Here is a 23,137-nt window from a genome sequence, read left to right as displayed (position 1 = left end):
CCCGCCGCGGGCCTCCCCGTCGCGCGAACGGGACCGCTGCCACCGGAATCGACACGAAGGAATCAGAACGATGGTGACACTCGCCGATGTGGCCAGGCACGCCGGCGTCTCGTCCAGCACGGTCAGCTACGCCCTGAGCGGCAAGCGGCCGATCTCCGACGAGACCAGGAACCGCGTCGAGCGGGCCATCACCGACCTCGGCTACCACCCGCACGCCGGCGCCCGGGCCCTGGCCGGCAAGCGCTCGCACATCATCGCCCTGGTGGTACCGCTCCACCCCGAGGTGCACGTGCCCACGATGATGGAGATCGCCATCGCCGTCACCGTGGCCGCCCGGGAACACGGCTACGACGTCCTGCTGCTCACCAACGACGAAGGCCCCGAGGGCGTCCGCCGGGTCGCCGCCACCGGGCTCGCCGACGGCGTCATCCTGATGGACGTCCGGCTCGACGACGACCGCATCCCCGTCCTGCGCGCCCAGGACATCCCGGCCGCGCTCATCGGACTGCCCGACGACCCGGCCGGACTCTCCTGCGTCGACCACGACTTCGCCACCGCCGGCGCCCTGTGCGCCGACCACCTGGCCGACCTCGGCCACCGCGACATCGCCTTCATCGGCTACAGCAGCGGCGTCTACCGCCGGCACGCCGGCTACGCCGAGCGCACGCTCAACGGCTTCCGCGCCCGCGCCGAACGACGGGACCTGCGCTTCCTCCACCGGCCCTGCGAGGGCACCTACGAGAGCACGGCCGGCACCCTGGCCCGGATCCTCGCGGACCGTCCGGACACCACCGGGTTCGTGGTGCAGAACGAGGCCGCGATCGGCCCGCTGCTCACCCTGCTGCGCGCCACCGGACGGACCGTGCCGGAGGACGCCTCCGTCATCGCCATCTGCCCCGACGGCCTGGCCGAGCAGCACTCCCCCCGGCTCACCTCCGTGACCAGCCCCAAGAAGGACCTCGGGCAGGTCGCCGTCGAACAGGTCATGGCGCGGATCGCCGCGACCGCCGCCGGCGACCAGCCGACCGACCGACTCCTCCTGATGCCACCGGAACTGGTGGTCCGCGAGAGCACCGCTCCGGCGCCACAGCGCGGTTGACCCCTGCGAAAGGACGGCTCCCCGATGGACATCCGCCGGCTCACCGACCGCCTCGGCGGCCTCGCCTTCGGCGGGGACTACAACCCCGAGCAGTGGGACGCCGAGGTGTGGAAGCAGGACGACGGCCTGATGCGCCGCGCGCGCGTCAACCTCGCCACCGTCGGCGTCTTCTCCTGGGCCCTGATGGAACCCGAGGAGGGCCGCTACGACTTCGCCTGGCTGGACGCCCACCTCGACCGGCTGCACGCCAACGGCGTCGCCGTCGACCTGGCCACCCCCACCGCCTCCCCGCCGCCCTGGTTCACCCTCGCCCACCCGGACGCCCTGACCGTCCGCCCCGACGGCACCCGGCTGACCCACGGCAGCCGGGACACCTACTGCCTCACCTCCCCGGCCTACCGCCGGGCCGCCCGCCGCATCGCCGCCGCACTCGCCGAACGCTACGGCGACCACCCCGCACTCGCCCTGTGGCACGTCCACAACGAGTACGTCACCCCCTGCCACTGCGACCACACCGCCGCCGCCTTCCGGGTCTGGCTACGCGCCCGCCACGGCTCCCTGGACGCCCTCAACCACGCCTGGGGGACGGCCTTCTGGAGCCAGCGCTACACCGCGTGGGAGCAGGTCCTGCCGCCGCGCGCCAGCCAGTGGCACCACAACCCGGGCCACGTCCTGGACTACAGCCGCTTCTGGTCCGACGAGACCCTCGCCGCCTACCGCGAGCAGCGCGACGCCATCCGCGCCCACAGCGACCGCCCGGTGACGACCAACCTCATGCTTCCCGGCTACCAGAACCTGGACCTGTGGGCGTTCGGCCGCGAGGTCGACCTGGTCTCCATCGACCACTACCCCGGCGCCCCCGGCATCGACGCCGCCGCCCACGCCGCGTTCGACGCCGACCGGGCCCGCTCCTTCGCCGGCGGCGCCCCCTGGCTGCTGATGGAGTCGGGCACCAACACCGTCTACGCCGGCGACCGCGTCCTCCCCAAGGAGCCGGGCGACATCCTGCGCCACTCGCTCGCCCACATCGCCCGCGGCTCGGAGGGCGCGCTCTTCTTCCAGTGGCGCCAGTCCAAGGCCGGCGCCGAGACCTGGCACTCGGCGATGGTCCCGCACGCCGGGCCGGACAGCCGAATCTTCCGCGAGGTCACCGCCACCGGTGAGGCCGTCGCCCGGCTCGGCGAGCTCGCCGGCTCCGCCGTCCGGGCCGAGGTCGCCGTCCTGCACGACCCGGACGCCTGGTGGGCGATGAACGTCGACGGCCTCCCGTCGTCCGCGCTCGACTACCTCGGCCCGCTGCGCCGCGCCCACCGGGCGCTGTGGGAGGCCGGCCGGACCGTCGACTTCGCCCACCCCGAGCACGACCTCGGCCGCTACCGGCTGGTCGTCGCCCCCGGGCTGTTCCTGCTCACCGACGCGGGCGCCGAGAACCTGCGCCGCTACGTCGCCGACGGCGGCACCCTGCTCGTCCAGCACTTCAGCGGTGTCGTCGACGAACGCCTCCACGCCCGGCTCGGCGGCTACCCCGCCGCACCGCTGCGCGAGGCGTTGGGCATCCGCGTCGAGGAGCACCGCCCGCTGCCACAGGACGAGGAGGTCACCCTCTCCGACGGCTCCACGGCCGGCTGCTGGAGCGAGTCGCTGCGCACCGAGGGCGCCGAGACGCTCGCCGCCTACACCCACCGCCCGCTCGCCGGCCGCCCGGCGCTCACCCGGCACGGCTTCGGCGCCGGCCACGGCTGGTACCTGTCCACCCGGCTCGACGACGCCGGCTACGCCGCCCTGGTCGGCCGGCTGCTCACCGAGGCCGGCGCCGCCCCGGAGCTGCCGGGCCTGCCGCCCGGCGTCGAGGCCGTCACCCGGCACGCCGCGGACGGGCGGCGCTGGCACCTGCTGCTCAACCACCTCGACGAGGCCGTACCCCTGCCCCGGCCGGGCCACGACCTGCTCACGGGCGGCACCGTGGACGGGCTGCCGCCCGGCGGCTGCGCGGTGCTACGCACCATGTGAGCGCTCACACTCTGCCCCGCACACTCCGCTCACTCCCCGCACCCTCCGCTCCCGCCCCGCTCTCACCGCTCCCCGACCACCGAGGAAGGCCACCATGAGCGAGCCGCACGAGACGATCCGCTGGGGCCACCGTGCCCTGGAGCTGGAGATCGCCCCGGGTGAGGACGGCCCTACCCGGCTGGTCCGCGTCGGCACCCCCGGCGAGAAGACCGCCGACCCGCGCCCCGCCGCACCGCTGCCGCTGGTCGAGGTGACCACGGCCGCCCTGGGCCGCCACTGGTCGGGCCGGCACCTGGTCGACAGCGTGCTCGGCGCGCGGCTGCGCCACCGCTCCCACCGCTCGACCCGGGACGGCGACTGGCACGTGCTCACCGTCGAACTCCACGAACCGGAGACCGGCCTGACCGCCGAGGCGGTCTACCGCTCCCCGGACGGCCTGCCCGTGCTGCGCAGCGAAGTGCTGCTGCGCAACGACGGCCCGCGCACGCTGCACCTGGAGTCCGTCGCCTCGCTCGTGGCGGGCTGCCTCACCGGCGGCGAGCCGGTGGAGCTGGACCGCGCGGACGTGCTGTGGGCCGAGAACGAGTGGTTCGCCGAATGCCGCTGGCACCGCCAACCGCTGCGGGTCTCCTCGCCCGAGCGCAGCGGACGCTTCCGCACCACCTCCGGCCGCAGCACCCGCGTGCTGGCCGGGCAGGGTGTCTGGTCCAGCTGCGGCCACCTGCCGATGGGCGCCCTGACGGACCGCGAGTCCGGCCGGACGAGGCTGTGGCAGATCGAGCACAACGGCGGCGGCTGGCGCTGGGAGTGCGGCGTGCGCGACGACACCGCCTACACGGCGCTGTACGGCCCGACCGGCGCCGACCACGGCTGGCGCCACCCGCTGGAGCCGGGCGCCGAGTTCCGCACCGTGCCCGTGGCGCTGGCCCTCACCCCGGACGGGGGCCCGGGCGCCGCCTTCGCCGCCCTCACCCGCTACCGCCGCGCCACCCGCCGCCCGCACCCCGACCACCACCGGCTGCCGGTGATCTTCAACGACTACATGAACTGCCTGATGGGCGACCCCGCCACCGCCACGCTGCTGCCGCTGGTCGACGCCGCCGCCGAGGCGGGCGCGGAGTACTTCGTCATTGACGCCGGCTGGTACGACGACGGCGGCACCTGGTGGAGCTCCGTCGGGGCCTGGGAGCCGGCGGCCTCCCGCTTCCCCGGGCCGAAGGGCATCCACGAGGTCCTGGACCGGATCCGGGAGCGGGGCATGGTCCCCGGCCTGTGGCTGGAGCCGGAGGCCGTCGGGGTGCACAGCCCGGTGGCCCGGTCCCTGCCCGACGAGGCGTTCTTCCGCCGCGACGGACACCGCGTGGAGGAGGGCGGCGGCCGGTACCACCTGGACCTGCGCCACCCGGCCGCCCGCACCCACCTGGACGCCGTGGTGGACCGCCTGGTCGGCGAGTGGGGCGTCGGCTACCTCAAGCTCGACCACAACACCGACCCGGGCTCCGGCACCAGCGGCCACCCGGGCGAGGCCCCGGCCGCCGGACTGCTCGGCCACAACCGGGCCCAACTCGACTGGCTCGACGGGATCCTGGACCGCTACCCGGAGCTCGTGATCGAGAACTGCGCCTCCGGCGGCATGCGGATGGACCACGCCCTGCTCTCCCGGCTGCAGCTGCAGTCCACCAGCGACCAGCAGGACCTGCTGCGCTACGTGCCGATCGCGGCGGCCGCCCCCACCGCCGTCACGCCCGAGCAGGGCGCCGTCTGGGCCTACCCGCTGCCCGAGAACACGCTCGACGAGGTCGCCGTCACCATGGCCAACGCGCTCCTCGGCCGCATCCACCTCTCCGGCCGGCTCACCGAACTCTCCCCGCAGGCCCGGGGCTTGGTCCACGAGGCGGTGGCCGTCCACAAGGCGATCCGCGCCGACCTGCCGCAGGCGGTGCCCGCCTGGCCGCTGGGGCTCCCGGACTGGGAGGACCCCTGGATCGCCCTGGCCCTGCACACCCCGGCCACCACGTACCTCACCGCCTGGCGCCGCTCCGGCGAGGAGACCGCCAGGCAGCTCCACCTGCCCCACCTCAGCGGCGCCGAGATCCGCGTCGAGGTGCTCTACCCGGCCGCCGGCCGGGCCGCCACGGCCTGGAACCCGGACACCGCCGAGCTCACCCTGACCCTGCCGACGGCCCCGTCCGCCGTCCTGCTGCGCCTCACCCGCACGGCCCCGGAAGGAAGCTGACCATGCGCCCGACGACCATGCGCCCGACGACCGCGCGGGCCCCTCCGCGCGGACCCCGCACTCCGAACGGAAACACGCTCAGCGTCCGGACCCGGCACCACGCAGCCGCGCCGGGTCTGCCGTCCAGAACGCGGGAGTCCGCCCCCACGCGAACACCTCCGCACCCCCACCCCTGGAGGGACGCCATGAAGTCACCCGTCCAGTCCTGTCGTGAGCGCGTCATCGCCGTCGCGGCCACCCTGTCGCTCGCGCTCACCGGCGCGATCGCCGCCGTCGCGCCGCCCGCGGCCGCCGCGAGCTCCGTGTCCGTGTCGGTCGACGCGGCCCTGCAGCTCGCCACCGTCCCCGCCACCGGAGTCGGCGTCAACATCCCGGTCTACGACGCCGCCATGAACGCCCCCGCCACCGCCGGCCTGCTCGGCACGGCCGGCATCACCACCGTCCGCTACCCCGGCGGCAGCCACTCCGACGTCTACCACTGGCAGACCGGCACCGCCGAGGGCGGCGCGTACGTCGCCCCCAACACCGGCTTCGACGCCTTCATGGGCACCGTGCGCGCCGCCGGAGCTCAGCCGATCATCACCGCCAACTACGGCTCCGGCACCCCGCAGGAGGCCGCCGCCTGGGTCCGGTACGCCAACGTCACCAAGGGCTACGGCATCACGTACTGGGAGATCGGCAACGAGGTCTACGGCAACGGCGAGTACGGCGCCACCTGGGAGTACGACACCCACAGCAGCAAGAGCGCCACGACCTACGCGACCAACGTGCTCCAGTACGTCGCGGCGATGAAGGCGGCCGATCCGACCGTCAGGATCGGCGCCGTCCTCGCCACCCCCGGCTACTGGCCGGACGGCATCACCGGTCCGGGCGACACCATGGACTGGAACCACACCGTGCTGTCGATCGTCGGCTCGAAGATCGACTTCGCCATCGTGCACGCCTACCCCACCAGCACCAGCCCGGCGGACCTGCTCACCAAGCCGCAGGCCCAGAACGCGAGCATCACCGGCACCGTGCGCTCGCTGATCAACCAGTACGCCGGCTCCAACGCCCCCAACGTCGGCATCGCGGTGACCGAGGCGAACGCCCAGGCGTACCTGGACACCTCCCCCAACGGCCTGTTCGCTCCGGACGACTACCTCACCTGGCTGGAGAACGGCGCGTTCAACGTCGACTGGTGGGACCTGCGCAACGGCACCGACTGCACCAAGGTGACCACGGTCGAGGGCGCCACCGACTACGCCGACGGCGGCATGGTCTCCAGCGGCTCCCCCTGCGAGCCGGCGCTCAACACGCCCTTCCCCGCGTACTACGGCATCCAGATGATCAGCAAGCTGGGAGCCCCGGGCGACACGCTGGTCAAGGCCACCAGCTCGTCCTCGCTGCTCTCCGCGCACGCCGTCCGCCGCGCCGACGGCGACGTGGACGTCATGCTGATCAACAAGGACCCGAACAACGACGCCACGGTGAACCTCTCGTACACCGGGTTCACCCCGTCCTCCGCCGCCCCGACCGTCCACTCCTACCTCAAGAACGCCCACGGCATCGGCACGGCGCAGAGCGGCTCCCCGACCACCCAGACCGTCCCCGCCTACGGGATCACGGTCGTGCAGATGCACCCGACCGACGCGCCCTGCCGGGTCGTCTACTCCAAGAACGAGTGGGCGGGCTCCCCGGGCGTCACGGTCGGCAACCTCACCGTCGTCAACAACGGCCTCGGCCAGGTCAACGGCTGGAGCCTCGGCTTCGGCTTCCCCGGCGACAACGACATCACCGACACCTGGAACGCCTCGGTCACGCAGAACGGCCGGAGCATCACCGCCCGGAACGTCTCCTACAACGCCTCCGTCCCGCAGGGCGGCAGCGTCCAGTGGGGCTTCAGGTCCACCTGGTCCGGCAGCGACGCCGACCCCACGGCCTTCTGGTTCAACGGCGCCTCCTGCGCGATCGGCTGAACCCGCTGAACCGGTGGTGCCCCGGGTCCCGCCGGCCGGGGACCCGGGGCACCACCCCGCCCCCGCTCCACTCCACCCTCCCGAAAGGAACCGACCACGTGTCAGACCAGACCCCGCCGGCCCGCACCGTCCCCAACCCGGTGATCCCCGGCTTCCACCCCGACCCCAGCGTCTGCCGCGTGGGCGACGACTACTACCTCGTCTGCTCCAGCTTCGAGTACTTCCCCGGCATCCCGGTCTTCCACAGCCGCGACCTGGTGCACTGGACGCAGATCGGCAACGCCCTCGACCGGCCGAGCCAACTGCGCCTGCCGCCGGAGTCGCCGTCCTCCGGCGGGATCTACGCCCCCACCCTGCGCCACCACGACGGCCGGTTCTGGCTGATCGTCACCAACGTCAGCGGCGACGGCAACCTGCTCTTCACCGCCACCGACCCGGCCGGCCCCTGGTCCGACCCGATCCGGCTGCCCGGCGTCCACGGCATCGACCCGGACCTCGCCTGGGACGAGGACGGCACCTGCTGGTGCACCGTCGCCGGCGTCTCCCAGGTCCGCCTCGACCCGACGACCGGCGAGACCCTCGGCGAACCGCACCGGATCTGGTCCGGCGCGCCCGGCGCCATGGCGCCCGAGGCCCCGCACCTCTACCGGATCGGCGAGTACTGGTACCTGATGATCGCCGAGGGCGGCACCGAGCGCGGCCACGCCGTCTCCATCGCCCGCGGACCGTCCCCCTCCGGCCCGTTCGAGCCGTGCCCGGCCAACCCCGTCCTGACCCACCGCGGCCTCCACAGCCCCATCCAGAACACCGGGCACGCCGACCTCGTCCAGGCCCCCGACGGCACCTGGTGGATGGTGCTGCTCGCCGTCCGGCCCCGCGGCGGCACCCCCGGCTGGTACGTGCTCGGCCGGGAGACCTTCCTCGCCCCGGTCGAGTGGGTGGACGGCTGGCCGGTGGTCGGCGGGGTCACCGAGGAACTGCCCACCCCCGCCTGGCCGCTGCACCCGGTGCCCGCCGTACCGGCCCGGGACGACTTCGACCAGGCCGAGCTGCACCCCCGGTGGATCTCGCTGCGCCACCGCCCCGAGCACCTGGTCACCACGAAGGAACGTTCCGGCTGGCTCACCCTGCACGCCGCCGGCGCCTCCCTGGACGAGAACGACGTGGTGTTCGTCGGCCGCCGCCAGCAGCACCTCGCCTGCCGGGCCCGCACCCTGATCGACCCCGCCGGAGGCCGCGGCGGGCTCGCCGTCCGCATGGACGAGGAGCACCACTACGAGATCGAGGCCGCCCCGGGCGAGGTCAAGGTCATCGCCCGGATCGGCTCGCTGCGCACCGAGGTCGCCGCCCACCCGGTGCCCGCCGGAACGGTGGTGCTCGGCGTCGACGTGGTCCCGCGCCCGACGCGCGGCCCGCGCACCGGCCCCGACGACGTCGTCCTCGGCATCGAGGAGCCCGACGGCACCCTCACCGCGCTCGCCACCCTCGACGGCCGCTACCTCTCCACCGAGGTGGCCGGCGGCTTCACCGGCCGGGTCATCGGCATGTACGCCGCCGAAGGCACCGTCCACTTCGACCGGTTCGACTACGAGCCGCGTCCGCTCCCCTGACCACCCATCAGGGGTTCCCCGCCCGTTCACACGAAAGGGACGATCCGTGAACGACGCACGACCGACCGACCGCCGACTCCAGCGCACGGCCGGCCTCGTGGTGGCCCTGGCGACCACCGGCGCCCTCTGCGGCGGCACCGCCGTCGCCGCCCCCGCCGACCGCGCCGAGACGGCGGCGGACCGCACCCCGCGCAGCGCCATGGCCGCGGTGGCCCAGATGCAGCCCAGCTGGAACCTCGGCAACTCGCTCGACGCGATCCCCGACGAGACCTCCTGGGGCAACCCGCGCACCACCAAGGCGTTGTTCGACAAAGTCAAGGCCCAGGGCTTCCGCAGCGTCCGCATCCCCGTCACCTGGTACCCCCACCAGTCCGACACCGCGCCCTACACCATCGACGCGGCGTGGATGAAGCGGGTCAAGGAGGTGGTCGACCTCGCCCTGGACGACGGCCTCTACGTCGAGATCAACGTCCACCACGACTCGTGGCAGTGGATCAAGTACATGTCCACCGACCACGACACCATCGTGGCCCGGTTCAACTCCACCTGGCAGCAGATCGCCACCGCCTTCAAGGACGAACCGCGCACCCTGCTCATGGAGAGCATCAACGAACCGCAGTTCGACAACGCCACCGACGCCCAGAAGACCCAGTACCTGCGGGAACTCAACACCTCGTTCCACAGCATCGTGCGCAACTCCGGCGGCAGGAACAAGGACCGCCTGCTCGTCCTGCCCTCGGAGGAGACCAACAACGCCCAGCGGTGGGTCGACGACCTCTCGACCACGATGGCGTCACTGAACGACCGCAACCTGGTCGCGACGATCCACTACTACAGCTGGTGGCCGTTCAGCGTGAACGTCGCCAACGGGACCACCTACAGCGCCACGGCCCAGAAGGACCTCACCGACGGCTTCGCCCGGGTGCACGACGCCTTCGTCGCCAAGGGGATCCCCGTCTACGTCGGCGAGTACGGGCTGCTCAGCGAACCCGCCTCCGGCACCGTCGAGCGCGGCGAGATGCTGAAGTACTACGAGCACCTCAACTACGAGGCGCGGCGCAACGGCTTCACCACCGCGGTCTGGGACGACAACGGCTTCCTGGACCGCAACGCCATGACGTGGCGCGACCCGGCCCTGATGGACCTGATCCGGACGTCCTGGCGGACCCGCTCCGGCACCGCGTCCACCGACAATCTCTTCGTACCGAGGTCCGGCCCCATCGCCGCGCAGACCATCACCCTCGACTCCAACGGACTCTGGTTCGCCGGCCTCTGGCAAGGCGACCGCCCGCTCATCCCCTTCCTCGACTACACCCTCGACGGCGACCGGCTCACGTTGACCGCCGACGCCCTCACCCGGCTCGCCGGCGACCGCGCCGCCGGCATCAACGCCACCCTCGACGTCCGGTACACCGACGGCGTCCCGTGGAAGCTCAACATCCGCTCCTACGACAAGCCGACCATGGCCGACGCCACCGGAACCACCGACGCCCTCGCCATCCCCACCCGGTTCAACGGCGACCTGATGGCCAACGTCGAGTCCACCTACGCCGACGGCACCGCCGCGGGCCCGTACGACTGGACCACCTACCAGTGGTTCGGCAACTACGGCCCCGACTACACCGAGAACACCACCACCCTCTCGACCGACCTCCTCACGTCCCTCAAGGACGGCGCCCCGGTCACCCTCACCTTCCGCTTCTGGAGCGGCGCCACCGTCACCTACCACCTGACCAGGAACGGCACCACCGTCACCGGCACCGCCTCCTGACCCCCGCGATCCCGGCTCCCCCGACCCGTTCACACGAAAAGGACGACCCGTGAACAGCACCCCGCGCACCACCCCCACGCGAAGCCGTCGCCTCCGCCGCCCGGCCGGCCTCGTGGTGGCCCTGGCGACCACCGGCGCCCTCTGCGGCGGCACCGCCGTCGCCGCCCCCGCCGACCGGGCCCCCTCGGCGGCCGAGGCGGCCGGGCGCCGGGTCCCGCAGGACCCGGTGGCCGCCGTCGCCCAGATGCAGCCCAGCTGGAACCTCGGCAACACCTTCGACGCGCTCCCGGACGAGACCTCCTGGGGCAACCCGCGGACCACCAAGGCCACCTTCGACGGCCTCAAGGCCCAGGGCTTCCGCAGCGTCCGGATCCCGGTCTCCTGGTACCCGCACCAGTCCGCCACCGCCCCGTACACCATCGACCCGGTCTGGATGAACCGGGTCAAGCAGGTGGTCGACTGGGCGCTGGAGGACGGCCTCTACGTCGAGATCAACGTCCACCACGACTCGTGGCAGTGGATCAAGTACATGTCCACCGACCACGACACCATCGTGGCCCGGTTCAACTCCACCTGGCAGCAGATCGCCACCGCCTTCAAGGACGAACCGCGCACCCTGCTCATGGAGAGCATCAACGAACCGCAGTTCGACAACGCCACCGACGCCCAGAAGACCCAGTACCTGCGGGAACTCAACACCTCGTTCCACAGCATCGTGCGCAACTCCGGCGGCAGGAACAAGGACCGGCTCCTCGTCCTGCCCTCGGAGGAGACCAACAACGCCCAGCACTGGCTGGACGACCTGTCCACCACCATGAGCGCGCTGAAGGACCGCAACCTGGTCGCCACCGTGCACTACTACAGCTGGTACCCGTTCAGCGTGAACATCGCCAACGACCCGACGTACGACGCCAAGGCCCAGTCGGACCTCACCGAAGGCTTCGCCCGGGTGCACGACACCTTCGTCAAGAAGGGCATCCCCGTCTACCTCGGCGAGTTCGGCCTGCTCACCTCCCCGTACTCGGGCGTGGTCGAGCGCGGCGAGATGCTGAAGTACTTCGAGCACGTCACCTACGAGGCGCGCCGCAACGGCTTCACCACCGCGCTCTGGGACGCCGCCAACGACTTCCTGAACCGCTCCACCATGCAGTGGATGGTCCCCGAGATGAAGGACCTGATCCAGAGCTCCTGGCGGACCCGCTCCGGCACCGCGTCCACCGACAACGTCTTCGTGCCGAGGTCCGGCCCCATCGCCGCTCAGCCCATCACCCTGAACCGCAACGGCCTCTGGTTCACCGGCCTCTGGCAGGGCGACCGCCCGCTCATCCCCTTCCTCGACTACACCCTCGACGGCGACCGGCTCACCCTCACCGCCGACGCCCTCACCCGCCTCGCCGGCGACCGCGCCGCCGGGGTGAAGGCCACCCTGGAAGTCCGGTACTCCGACGGCGTCCCGTGGAAGCTCTTCGTGCGCTCCTACGACAAGCCCACCATGGCCGACGCCACCGGGACGCTCGACGGGCTCACCATCCCCACCCGGTTCAACGGCGCCCTGATGGCCAACGTCGAGTCCACCTACGCCGACGGCACCGCCGCGGGCCCCGCCTCCTGGACCACCTACCAGTCGTTCGACAACCTCCGCGCCGACTACGGCGCCGACACCACCACCCTCAAGCCCGACTACGTCAAGTCCCTCAAGGACGGCGTGCCGGCCACGTTCACCTTCCGCTTCTGGACCGGCGACACCGTCACCTACACCGTCACCAGGTCCGGCAACACCGTCACCGGCACCGCCTCCTGACCCAGTTCCGGCCCCCGCCCCGGCCGCCCCCTCCCGGCAGCCGGGGCTCCCTCCTGGCCGTCGAGATGGCCGAGCGCATCGTGCGGCAAGCGCTGGCGTTTGTCGTGACCGGTGCACGCAGGCCGGACCTGGCCGTGGCGCCGAGCCGCATCGTGGACGAGGGATGGCACGCCCTCATCGTCCACACCGAGGCCTACGCCGAGCTGTGCGCCGGTGAGGGCGTGTTCGTCCACCACAGCCCCGGCTTCGACCCCGCAGCATTTCGACCCGGACATCCTGGAGCAGACCCACGACGCGATCCGAGCGGCTGGCTTCGACGTCGACCCGGAGCTGTGGCGGGCGCCGACGGACGACAGCCTCGTGTCCGTAGCGGCGCAATGCCAGCACGCGCCGTCCTGCCGCATCCGGCCCATGCCGAAACCGGAGAAGCCCTGCAACAAGCCATCCGTCTGACGGCCGCGTACGCTGCCGAGCCCACGAGTAGGAGGCATCCCGATGGAGTGGATCGACCCGCGGTACGCGGACCTGATCGCGCGCTACCGGCAGCAGGACGATGAGCCGGAGTGTGGAGCCGCGTACGGCGCCCCACTCCGGCGAGTCGATGGTGAACTCGTTCCGGCCCGGCTCGGGTTCATCCTGGAGCCGTTCCCGAGCGAGTAGCCGCCCAAGCCCTGGCCGGCCACACGGGGGCGGCGGCCCAGGGCCTACTCGTCCCGGAAAGGGTGCAGCCCCGGGGCGACGAGTGCCTCGTCGGTCACGATGGGCCGAGGCCCCGGTGGACCCGACCCACGTCCTGGGTGGCGCCTCCGTGGCCGCCGGGGGAACCGGTCGTCCTGGGCCCCTGGGACGTACGGGTCTTCGCCGCGGGCTGAGGAACGACGTCGAAGGGGCGGCGGGCCCCTGCCGGTCCGCCGCCCCCGTTCCCCTCGACGGACGGTCCGCTGGTCCGCCGAGAAGCCGTCGGCCCGCTACTCCGCCGAGAAGCAGTAGACCGTCGTCGACCGGTACTCCTCCCCCGGGTGCAGGACGGTGGAGGGGTACTCGGGTCGGTGGGGCGAGTCCGGGAAGTGCTGCGTCTCCAGCGCGACGCCCGCGTACGCGCGGTAGGGGCGGCCGGAGCGGCCGGTCAGCGAGCCGTCGAAGAGGTTGCCGGTGTAGACCTGGAGCCCCGGTTCCGTGGTCAGGCACTCCATGCGCCGGCCGCTGGCGGGGTGGCTCAGCACGGCGGCCCTGCGGAACCCGGTCCCGTCGAGCACCCAGGTGTGGTCGAAGCCGGAGCCGGCCCGGCGGATCTGCGGGTCCGGGTCGGCGACGCGCTCGCCGAGCACCGCAGCCTCGCGCAGGTCGAAGGGCGTACCGGCGACCGCGGCGACCGGGCCGAGCGGGATCAGCTCCTCGTCGACCGGCAGGTAGCCCGCGGCGTCCACCCGCAGGAGGTGGTCGAGCACCGTGCCGCTGCCCTCGCCGGCCAGGTTGAGGTAGGCGTGGTTGGTCAGGTTGACGACGGTCGGGGCGTCCGTGGTCGCCCGGTAGCCGATCCACAGGGCGCCGGCCGGGTCGAGCAGGTACGTCACCTCGGCGTCGAGCCCGCCCGGGAACCCCTGGTCGCCGTCCGGGCTGTGCAGCCGCAGTCGCACGCCGGCCCGCCGGCCCTCCCGGACGGGCACGCCGTCCCAGAGGCGGGTGGCGAAGCCGTCCGTTCCGCCGTGCAGGGTGTGGCCGTTCGGCTGGGTGGTCAGCCGGTGCGCGGTGCCGCCGAGCGGCAGCAGGCCGCCGGCGATCCGGTTGGCGTAGCGGCCCACCGTGGCGCCGAAGTAGGCGGCCTCGCCGAGCAGGTCCTCGACGCGCTCGCAGCCGAGGACGACGTTCGCCCGCCGGCCGTACCGGTCCGGGGTGTGCAGGGCCTGGAGGCGGGCGCCCAGGCTGAGCACCTCCGCCGTGGGGCCCTGCGCCGAGCCGATGGTCCAGCGGGTGACCGGCCGACCGTCCGGCAGGACGGCGGCGAGCTCCTGGCAGACCGTCAGTTCACCCGGGGACACGAGTGCTTCTTCCGGCACGGGGCTGCTCCGTTCTCGCGGGACCGGTGGGAGAGCGGCGACGCCCGCCGGGCGGGCGGGCGACGCCGGTGTCGGACAGGGGTCTCACAGCCCCTGGGCCAGGCGGTGGTAGGCCTGGTTCCAGCGCAGCTCCTTGGTGAAGCGGCGGATGTTGGTGTCGTCGTCGATCACCAGCAGCTCCACGCCGAGCATCTCGGCGAGGTCCTCCAGTTCCTCCGTGCCGAGCGCGCCGGAGAGCACCGTGTGGTGCGGTCCGCCGGCCGTCAGCCAGGCCTCGGTGGAGGTGTGCAGGTCGGGGCGCGGCTTCCAGACGGCGCGGGCGACGGGCAGGTTGGGCAGCGCCGCCGGCGGCGCGACCACGTCGACCTCGTTGGCGACCAGCCGGAAGCGGTCGCCGAGGTCGGCGAGGCCGATCACCACGGCCGGGCCGGGCTCGCCGTCGAAGACCAGCCGGACCGGGTCCTCGCGCCCGCCGATGGAGAGCGGGTGGATCTCGCAGGAGGGAGTGGCCGCCGCGATGCTCGGGCAGACCTCCAGCATGTGGGCGCCGAGGATCAGCTCGTGGCCGAACTCCAGGTGGTAGGTGTAGTCCTCCATGAAGGAGGTGCCGCCGGGCAGTCCGGTGGCCGCCAGTTTGAGGGTGCGCAGCAGGGTGGCGGTCTTCCAGTCGCCCTCGCCGCCGAAGCCGTAGCCGTCGGCCATCAGCCGCTGCACGGCGAGGCCGGGCAGCTGGCGCAGTCCGCCGAGGTCCTCGAAGTTGGTGGTGAAGGCCCGGAAGCCGCCTTGCTCCAGGAAGCCGCGCAGGCCGAGTTCGATCCGTGCCGCGTAGCGCAGCGACTCGTGGCGCTCCCCGCAGATCCGCAGTTCGGGGGCGAGGCGGTAGCTGTCCTGGTACTCCTTGACCAGCGCGGTGACGGCACCGTCGTCCGTCGCGTCCACGGCGGCGACGAGGTCGTTGACGCCGTAGGTGTTGACGGAGACGCCGAAGCGGCGCTGGGCCTCCACCTTGTCGCCCTCGGTGACGGCGACGTCGCGCATGTTGTCGCCGAAGCGGGCGAGCCTGAGGCCGCGCAGTTCGGCGCGGCCGGCGGCGGCGCGGGCCCAGCTGCCGATCCGGGCCGCGACGGCCGGGTCGCTGACGTGCCCGGCGACGGTCTTGCGGGGCACCCCGAGGCGGGACTGGATGTAGCCGAACTCCCGGTCGCCGTGCGCGGCCTGGTTGAGGTTCATGAAGTCCATGTCGATGGTCTGCCAGGGCAGTTCGACGTTGGCCTGGGTGTGCAGGTGGAGCAGGGGCTTCTGCAGGGCGTCCAGCCCGGCGATCCACATCTTCGCCGGGGAGAAGGTGTGCATCCAGGCGATCAGGCCGATGCAGTCGTCCGCGGAGTTGGCGTCCAGGCAGATCCGGCGGATCGCCGCGGCGTCGGTGAGGACGGGCTTCCAGACGATCTCGACCGGCACCGCGGCGTCGCCCGCCAGGGCCTCGGCGATGTGCCGGGACTGCGCGGCGACCTGGCGCAGCGTCTCCTCGCCGTACAGCCCCTGACTCCCGGTCAGGAACCAGACCTGGCGGCCCTCCAGTGGCTTCTTCATGGGGTGGCTCCTCACCGGGCCTGGGGCTGGCCGTAGACGTTCTGGTAGCGGAAGTTGAGGCTGTCGATGTCCGCCTGGGCGATCGGCAGCGGTTCGCCGAGCTGGCGGGAGAGGTGGACGGTGCGGGCGACGTCCTCGCACATCACGGCGGCCTTCACGGCGGCCTTGGCGTCCTTGCCGATGGTGAAGACGCCGTGGTTCTGCATCAGGACGGCGGGCGAGCGGTGGCCCTTGAGGGTGTCCACGATGCCCCGGCCGATGGAGTCGTCGCCGATCAGGGCGAAGGGGCCGACCGGGATCTCGGCGCCGAACTCGTCGGCCATCGCGGTGAGCACGCAGGGGACTGCCTCGCCGCGGGCCGCCCACGCGCAGGCGTAGGTGGAGTGGGTGTGCACGACGCCGCCGACCTCGGGCATGTGGCGGTAGACGTAGGCGTGCGCGGCGGTGTCGGAGGAGGGCGCGTGGTCTCCCTCGACGACGTTGCCGTCCAGGTCGCAGACGATCATGTTCTGCGGCGTCAGCTCGTCGTAGGAGACACCGCTGGGCTTGATGACCAGCAGGTCCTCACCGGGGACGCGGGCGGAGACGTTTCCGGCGGTCCAGACCACCAGGTTGTAGCGGACCAGCTCCTGGTGCAGGTCGCTGACCTGGCGGCGGATCAGGTCGACGGTGCCGTTGACCGGGTTGGTCCCGTGGGTCGGGTTGGTCCCGTTGGGTGCTTTGGCGGCGTTCACAAGGCCTCGCTCGGTGTGGTGAGGGCGGCGTTCCGGATGTCGCGCAGGCGGTGCAGGAGCTTGTCGGCGCCGAGGCCGAAGTGGTCGTGCAGCGCGCGGTACTCGGCGAAGAGCCGGTCGTAGGTGTCGGCGGCGGCCGGGTCGGGCCGGTAGGCGCCCCGCCGCACCCGGCCCATGGCGTCGGCCGCGGCCCGCACGTCCGGGTAGGCGCCGGCGGCGACGGCGGCGTGGATGGCCGAGCCGAGCGCCGGGCCCTGCTCCGACTCGGCGACCGAGACCGGGCGGCGCAGCACGTCGGCGTAGATCTGCATCAGCAGGGCGTTCTTCTTGAGGCCGCCGGTGACGATGAACTCGGTGACCGGGACGCCGCCCTGCTCCAGCGCCTCGACGATGACGCGGGTGCCGAAGGCGGTGGCCTCCAGCAGGGCGCGGTAGATCTCCTCGGGGCGGGTGGCGAGGGTGAGTCCGACGATCACCCCGGACAGGTGGTGGTCGACCAGGGTGGAGCGGTTGCCGTTCATCCAGTCGAGCGCGACCAGGCCGTGCGCGCCGACGGGCTGGGCGGCGGCCTTGCGGGTGAGCAGCCGGTGCAGGTCTTCGCCGTTGGCCTGGGCCTCGGCCAGGTAGTCGGCCGGTACGCCCTGGCGGAGCCACCAGGCGAAGATGTCGCCGACGGCGCTCTGCCCGGCCTCGTAGCCGTAGGAGCCGGCGACGATGCCGTCCTCGACGACGCCGCAGATGCCGGGGACGTCGGCGAGTGCCGCGCCGTTGACGACGTGACAGGTGGACGTGCCCATGATGGCGAGGAGCCGGCCGTTGTCCACGGCGCGGGCGGCCGGGGCGGCCACGTGGGCGTCGACGTTGCCGGCGGCGACCGCGATGCCCTCGGGCAGGCCGGTCCACTCGGCCGCCTGCGCGGTGAGCGAGCCGACCCGGGAGCCGAGCGGGGAGAGCGGGTGCTCCAGCCTGGTGCGGGCGAAGTCCGCGAAGTCCGGGTGGAGCGCGGCGAGGTACTCCTCGCTCGGGTAACTCCCGTCCTGGTGGATGCCCTTGTAGCCGGCGGTGCAGGTGTTGCGGCTCTCGGCGCCGGTGAGCTGCCAGACGATCCAGTCGGCGGCCTCGATCCAGCGGGCGGTGGCGGCGTAGACCTCCGGGTCCTCCTCCAGGACCTGCAGGGCCTTGGCGTACTGCCACTCGGCGGAGATCCGGCCGCCGTACCGGGCGATCCACTTCTCGCCCCGGGCGTGGGCCAGGGCGTTGATCCGGTCGGCCTGCGCCTGGGCGGCGTGGTGCTTCCAGAGCTTGGGCCAGGCGTGCGGGCGGGCCGCCCACGCGGGCGTCTCGGCGAGCGGGGTGCCGTCGGCGAGTGCCGGCAGGACGGTGCAGGCCGTGAAGTCGGTGGCGATGCCGATGACGTCCGCCGGGTCGACGCCGGAGGCGGCGAGCGCGGCCGGGACGGCGGTGCGCAGCACCTCGCGCCAGTCCGCCGGGTGCTGCAGCGCCCAGTCGGGCGGCAACGGCTTTCCGGTGCCGGGCAGTTCGCGCTCGATGACGGCGTGCGAGTACTCGTGGACGGCGGTGCCCACCTCCTCGCCGTCCCGGACCCGGACCACGACGGCGCGGCCGGAGAGGGTGCCGAAGTCGATGCCGACCACGTAGCGGTCCGTCTCGGGGGCGGCGGGAGTGACGGTCACGTGCTCATCCTTCGTACGGGGGAACGGCGTCGGTGCCGTGAGCAGATGGTGTCGCCTGTCGCCGGTGCGGTCCGTGACCGGGGCAGGGTGGAGCACGCCGGCGACAGGCTCCGTTCCGCTACCTCTCCCTCATGAAGGGCGGAACGAGTGGCCGTCGGCCGAGCGCGGAGAAGCGGGGTGTTCAGCGCTCGGCCGACGGAGTTCGAGGGGCGTTGTTGTTAACGCTCACAGGAATTGTTAACGCTCACAACACCCGTGTCAAGAGAAGTTTCCTGGTCGGAACCCAGGTGAAACAAGGGGCGCGGATCCTCTGCTCGGGAACCTCGCGGCGGGGCGGATCCGCGGCGGCTCAGCGCCGAAGGGCCGGCCCCACGCTGCGGCGCAGCACCAGCTCCGGGGTGATCTGCAGATGGGTCGGCGAGGGCCCGCCGCCCTCCAGCTCCCCCACCAGCAACTCCAGGGCCTGCCTGCCGAGTTCACCGAAGTCCTGCCGCACGGTGGTCAGCGGCGGGGTGAAGTAGGCGGCCTCCGGGATGTCGTCGAAGCCGACCACGCTGATCTCGTCCGGCACTCCCCGGCCGGCCTCGTGCAGCGCCCGCAGCAGACCGAGGGCCATGTGGTCGTTGGCGCAGAACACGGCGGTGACCTCGGGCAGTCGGGCGATCCGCAGGCCCGCCTGGTAGCCCGAGCGAGCGCTCCAGTCGCCGCGCTCCACCTCCGGCACGGGGGCACCGGCCGCCCGCAGCGTGAGCCGCCACCCCTCCTCGCGGTCCTGGCTCTCCAGCCAGTTGGCCGGCCCAGCCACGTGGTGCACGGTGCGGTGGCCCAGGTCGAGCAGGTGCCCGGTGGCCTCGCCGGCACCGGAGCGGTTGCCCACCGACACCATGGGCACCCGGGTCTGGTTGCCCGACCCGACCGCGACGATCGGCACCGAGCTGGAGAGCCGGGCGACCGCGCTGACGGCGGAGGTCTGCGGCGCGATCACCACGACGCCCTCCACCCCCTGGTCGCGCAGCCGGTCGACGGCCTCCTGGACCGAGCGGCCGTCCAGCGAGCGCAGGCTGGTCACGCTGACGAAGTACCCCGCGCTGCGCGCCGCCTGCTCGATGCCGTCCAGCATCGAGGCGGGGCCGTAGAGGGTGGAGTCGAAGCTGACCACCCCGAGGGTCTGCGACCGGCGGGTGACCAGCGTCCGGGCGGCGGAGTTGGGCCGGTAGTCCAGTTCCCGTATGGCGGCCAGCACCCGGTCCCGGGTGTCCGGCCGGACGTGCGGGGCGCCGTTGAGCACCCGGGACACCGTCTGGTGGGAGACCCCCGCCAGTTTCGCCACGTCCGCCATCACGGGCTGGCGCTGTTCCGTCCCGGCGCTATCGGTTCCCACTCGTAGTCCCCTCCTCGGCTGTGGACCACAGTACGCGACCAGGTCCAGGCCAATCCGTTACCCTCGGTTCAACTGGCGGATTCTCTTCATACCAGCCCCACACGCCGCTGACATGTGCCAATATCGCCAAGTTAACGCTCACGGCTCTTCCGTGAAGGCGTTTTCCGGGATCACTCCCCCGTGGGTGCCCGAGGCGGCCCCGATGGGCTGCGACCAGGCGGACGGAGCACCCGCGCGCCGCTATCCAACAGTGATCTCAGGGCCCTTGACGCCACGGTTGTTAGCGTTAACACTCATGTCACGCCAGGCCAGGGCGTCTGTAACATCGACGACCACCGAGTCGAGGACCGACTCCCGGCCGGCCCCGCCCGACCGCTCCCAGTCGCCCAGTCAGGGTCGCTCTGCGCCGGTCGCGGAACACCACTGGAGGAACTGTGCGGAAGATTTCGGCGGGCCTCGTCGCCGCGGGCCTGGTGCTCTCGCTGGCGGCCTGCGGCCAGAGCGCCAACGGTGCCGGTGACGGCCCGGCCAAGGGTGACGCCAAGGGCGGCCTGGTCGGCATCGCGATGCCGACCAAGTCCTCGGAACGCTGGATCAACGACGGCAACAACATGGTCAAGGAGTTCCAGGCCAAGGGCTACAAGACCGACCTGCAGTACGGCGACAACGTGGTGGAGAACCAGGTCTCCCAGGTGGAGAACATGATCACCAAGGGTGCCAAGCTGCTGGTGATCGCCGCCATCGACGGCTCCTCCCTCACCAACGTGCTGCAGAAGGCCGCCGACAACCACATCCCGGTGATCTCCTACGACCGGCTGATCCGCGGCACGGCGAACGTCGACTACTACGCGACCTTCGACAACTACAAGGTCGGCGTCCTCCAGGGCAGCTACATCGCCGACAAGCTCGGCCTGAAGGACGGCAAGGGGCCGTTCAACATCGAGCTGTTCGCCGGCTCGCCGGACGACAACAACGCCACCTTCTTCTTCAACGGCGCGATGAGCGTGCTCAAGCCGTACATCGACCAGAAGAAGCTGGTGGTGCAGAGCGGCCAGACCGAGTTCAACCAGGTCGCCACGCTGCGCTGGGACGGCGGTGTCGCCCAGTCCCGGATGGACAACCTGCTGAGCAAGGCCTACACCTCCGCCCACGTCGACGCCGTGCTCTCGCCGTACGACGGCATCTCGATCGGCATCCTGTCCTCGCTGAAGGGCGTCGGGTACGGCACCGCCAAGTCCCTGCCGATCGTCACGGGCCAGGACGGCGAGCTGGCCTCGGTGAAGTCGATCATCGCGGGCGAGCAGACCCAGACCGTCTACAAGGACACCCGCCAGCTCGCCAAGGCCGCCGTCCAGATGGGCGACGCGGTGCTCACCGGCGGGAAGCCCGAGGTCAACGACACCAGCCAGTACAACAACGGCGTGAAGACCGTCCCGGCCCAGCTGCTCCAGCCGGTCAGCGTCGACAAGGACAACTACCAGCAGGTCCTGGTCGACAGCGGTCAGTACACCGCGGACCAGCTCAAGTAGCCCGCGGGGCCCGGTAGGAGGGCCCCGAGCCGAAACCGGCGGTGCGGCACCCGGGCTCCCCGCGGGCCCGGGCCCCTCCCCCACCGCACCGCCCCGAACGATACGGACGCACACCCATGGCTGGACCCGTTCTCGAAATGCGGTCGATCAGCAAGTCGTTCCCCGGCGTCAAGGCGCTCTCCGAGGTCAACCTCAGCGTCGCCGCCGGCGAGGTGCACGCCATCTGCGGCGAGAACGGCGCCGGCAAGTCCACGCTGATGAAGGTGCTCAGCGGTGTCTACCCGCACGGAAGTTACGAGGGCGAGATCCTCTTCGAGGGCGAGCCCTGCCGGTTCAAGGACATCCGGGCCAGCGAGCAGCGCGGCATCGTCATCATCCACCAGGAACTGGCGCTGGTGCCGTACCTGTCCATCGCCGAGAACATCTTCCTCGGCAACGAGCACGCCTCCCGGGGCATCATCAGCTGGCACCGGACGCTCACCCACGCCGCCGAGCTGCTGCGCCAGGTCGGCCTCGACGAGAGCCCGCACACCCGGATCGCCGACCTCGGCGTGGGCAAGCAGCAGTTGGTCGAGATCGCCAAGGCGCTGGCCAAGAAGGTCAAGCTGCTCATCCTCGACGAGCCGACCGCCGCGCTGAACGACGAGGACAGCCGCAAGCTGCTCGACCTGATCCTCGAACTCAAGGCGCAGGGCATCTCCTGCATCATCATCTCGCACAAGCTGAACGAGATCGCCCGGGTCGCGGACTCCGTGACCATCCTGCGCGACGGGCAGACCATCGAGACTCTCGCGATCGGCTCCGGCGGCATCTCCGAGGACCGGATCATCCGCGGCATGGTCGGCCGCGACCTGGAGCACCGCTACCCCGAGCGCACCCCGGACATCGGCGAGGTCGCCTTCGAGATCGAGGACTGGAGCGTCCGGCACCCCATCGACCAGCAGCGCATGGTGGTGGACGGCGCCTCGCTGACCGTGCGGCGCGGTGAGATCGTCGGCATCGCCGGCCTGATGGGCGCCGGTCGCACGGAGCTCGCGATGAGCGTCTTCGGCCGCTCGTACGGGCGTTGGAGCGGCGGCCGGGTGCTCCTGCACGGCCGGGAGATCCGTACCCGGACGGTCCCCGAGGCGATCGGGCACGGCATCGCGTACGTCACCGAGGACCGCAAGCAGCTCGGCCTCAACCTGATCGACGACATCAGCCGGAACATCTCGCTGAGCGCCCTCGGCAAGGTCGCCCGCTTCGGCCGGGTCGACCGGCACGAGGAGACCAAGGTCGCCGAGTCCTTCCGGCGGACGATGAACATCAAGGCGCCGACGGTGTTCACCCGGACCGGCACGCTCAGCGGCGGCAACCAGCAGAAGGTCGTCCTCAGCAAGTGGATCTTCGCCGAGCCGGAGGTGCTGATCCTCGACGAGCCCACCCGCGGCATCGACATCGGCGCGAAGGCGGAGATCTACACCGTCATCGCCGAGTTGGCCGCGCAGGGCAAGGCGGTGCTCGTCATCTCGTCCGAACTCCCCGAACTCCTGGGCCTGTGCGACCGGATCTACACCATGGCCGAAGGCCGGATCACCGGTGAGGTGGACCGTGCCGACGCCACCCAGGAATCCCTCATGCGGCTCATGACCATGAGCGCCGCATCCAGCAACGAGCAGGTGTGA

15 protein-coding genes are annotated in these 23,137 nt (G+C 72.0%); 10 read left to right on the top strand and 5 right to left on the bottom strand.

Annotated features, from left to right (window positions below; all coding sequences use genetic code 11):
• The first annotated feature begins 70 nt into the window (after positions 1-70).
• The 8 genes from ACZ6Y7_RS30505 to ACZ6Y7_RS30470 all read left to right on the top strand — a co-directional run bounded on the left by ACZ6Y7_RS30505 (position 71) and on the right by ACZ6Y7_RS30470 (position 13,145).
• Entirely contained in the window at positions 71-1,099 is a 1,029-nt protein-coding gene (locus ACZ6Y7_RS30505) for a LacI family DNA-binding transcriptional regulator (protein ID WP_465761174.1), read from the top strand.
• A gap of 24 nt (positions 1,100-1,123) precedes the next feature.
• Complete coding sequence (locus ACZ6Y7_RS30500; RefSeq protein ID WP_465761173.1) at positions 1,124-3,109, top strand: beta-galactosidase; 1,986 nt, start codon at positions 1,124-1,126, stop codon at positions 3,107-3,109.
• Between the two features lie 94 nt (positions 3,110-3,203).
• Positions 3,204-5,345, top strand: coding sequence for a glycoside hydrolase family 36 protein (locus ACZ6Y7_RS30495; protein ID WP_465761172.1), 2,142 nt, complete (start codon positions 3,204-3,206; stop codon positions 5,343-5,345).
• Between the two features lie 185 nt (positions 5,346-5,530).
• The gene (locus ACZ6Y7_RS30490; RefSeq protein ID WP_465761171.1) at positions 5,531-7,303 is read left to right on the top strand and encodes a cellulose binding domain-containing protein; all 1,773 of its coding nucleotides are present in this window, start codon (positions 5,531-5,533) and stop codon (positions 7,301-7,303) included.
• A 98-nt stretch (positions 7,304-7,401) separates the two neighbouring features.
• On the top strand, positions 7,402-8,913 hold the full coding sequence (locus ACZ6Y7_RS30485) for a glycoside hydrolase family 43 protein (RefSeq protein ID WP_465761170.1): 1,512 nt from the start codon (positions 7,402-7,404) through the stop codon (positions 8,911-8,913).
• A gap of 46 nt (positions 8,914-8,959) precedes the next feature.
• Complete coding sequence (locus ACZ6Y7_RS30480) at positions 8,960-10,684, top strand: cellulase family glycosylhydrolase (RefSeq protein WP_465761169.1); 1,725 nt, start codon at positions 8,960-8,962, stop codon at positions 10,682-10,684.
• 49 nt (positions 10,685-10,733) lie between these two features.
• Positions 10,734-12,485, top strand: a complete 1,752-nt coding sequence (locus tag ACZ6Y7_RS30475) for a cellulase family glycosylhydrolase (RefSeq protein ID WP_465761168.1) — start codon at positions 10,734-10,736, stop codon at positions 12,483-12,485.
• A gap of 495 nt (positions 12,486-12,980) precedes the next feature.
• The gene (locus tag ACZ6Y7_RS30470; protein WP_465761167.1) at positions 12,981-13,145 is read left to right on the top strand and encodes a hypothetical protein; all 165 of its coding nucleotides are present in this window, start codon (positions 12,981-12,983) and stop codon (positions 13,143-13,145) included.
• A 308-nt stretch (positions 13,146-13,453) separates the two neighbouring features.
• Here the strand turns inward: ACZ6Y7_RS30470 and ACZ6Y7_RS30465 are convergent, their stop codons facing one another.
• The 5 genes from ACZ6Y7_RS30465 to ACZ6Y7_RS30445 form a co-directional block, all read right to left on the bottom strand.
• A complete protein-coding gene (locus tag ACZ6Y7_RS30465; protein ID WP_465761166.1) occupies positions 13,454-14,524 on the bottom strand; it encodes an aldose epimerase family protein in 1,071 nt (356 codons plus the stop codon).
• 102 nt (positions 14,525-14,626) lie between these two features.
• Positions 14,627-16,135, bottom strand: coding sequence for an L-arabinose isomerase (gene araA / locus ACZ6Y7_RS30460; protein WP_465761165.1), 1,509 nt, complete (start codon positions 16,133-16,135; stop codon positions 14,627-14,629).
• Between the two features lie 11 nt (positions 16,136-16,146).
• A complete protein-coding gene (locus tag ACZ6Y7_RS30455; RefSeq protein WP_465761164.1) occupies positions 16,147-16,869 on the bottom strand; it encodes an L-ribulose-5-phosphate 4-epimerase in 723 nt (240 codons plus the stop codon).
• On the bottom strand, positions 16,866-18,563 hold the full coding sequence (locus ACZ6Y7_RS30450) for a ribulokinase (RefSeq protein WP_465761163.1): 1,698 nt from the start codon (positions 18,561-18,563) through the stop codon (positions 16,866-16,868). The genes ACZ6Y7_RS30455 and ACZ6Y7_RS30450 overlap by 4 nt, the downstream gene beginning before the upstream one ends.
• Before the next feature lie 349 nt (positions 18,564-18,912).
• Positions 18,913-19,944, bottom strand: coding sequence for a LacI family DNA-binding transcriptional regulator (locus ACZ6Y7_RS30445; protein WP_465761162.1), 1,032 nt, complete (start codon positions 19,942-19,944; stop codon positions 18,913-18,915).
• 434 nt (positions 19,945-20,378) lie between these two features.
• Here ACZ6Y7_RS30445 and chvE point away from each other — a divergent pair, with 434 nt between their 5' ends.
• Positions 20,379-21,473, top strand: coding sequence for a multiple monosaccharide ABC transporter substrate-binding protein (gene chvE, locus ACZ6Y7_RS30440; protein ID WP_465761161.1), 1,095 nt, complete (start codon positions 20,379-20,381; stop codon positions 21,471-21,473).
• Positions 21,474-21,589: 116 nt separating this feature from the next.
• On the top strand, positions 21,590-23,137 hold the full coding sequence (gene mmsA / locus ACZ6Y7_RS30435) for a multiple monosaccharide ABC transporter ATP-binding protein (RefSeq protein WP_465761160.1): 1,548 nt from the start codon (positions 21,590-21,592) through the stop codon (positions 23,135-23,137).

Source organism: Kitasatospora sp. NPDC053308 (genome assembly GCF_055585785.1).
The sequence above is the reverse complement of the archived record's forward strand: the minus strand, read 5'-3'. Positions and strand labels throughout refer to the sequence as shown.

Coding starts and splice junctions, on each gene's coding strand:
- ACZ6Y7_RS30505 (WP_465761174.1), top strand. CDS start 71: ATGGTGACACTCGCCGATGTGGCCAGGCACGCCGGCGTCTCGTCCAGC.
- ACZ6Y7_RS30470 (WP_465761167.1), top strand. CDS start 12,981: ATGGAGTGGATCGACCCGCGGTACGCGGACCTGATCGCGCGCTACCGG.
- ACZ6Y7_RS30500 (WP_465761173.1), top strand. CDS start 1,124: ATGGACATCCGCCGGCTCACCGACCGCCTCGGCGGCCTCGCCTTCGGC.
- araA (WP_465761165.1), bottom strand. CDS start 16,135: ATGAAGAAGCCACTGGAGGGCCGCCAGGTCTGGTTCCTGACCGGGAGT.
- ACZ6Y7_RS30495 (WP_465761172.1), top strand. CDS start 3,204: ATGAGCGAGCCGCACGAGACGATCCGCTGGGGCCACCGTGCCCTGGAG.
- ACZ6Y7_RS30490 (WP_465761171.1), top strand. CDS start 5,531: ATGAAGTCACCCGTCCAGTCCTGTCGTGAGCGCGTCATCGCCGTCGCG.
- mmsA (WP_465761160.1), top strand. CDS start 21,590: ATGGCTGGACCCGTTCTCGAAATGCGGTCGATCAGCAAGTCGTTCCCC.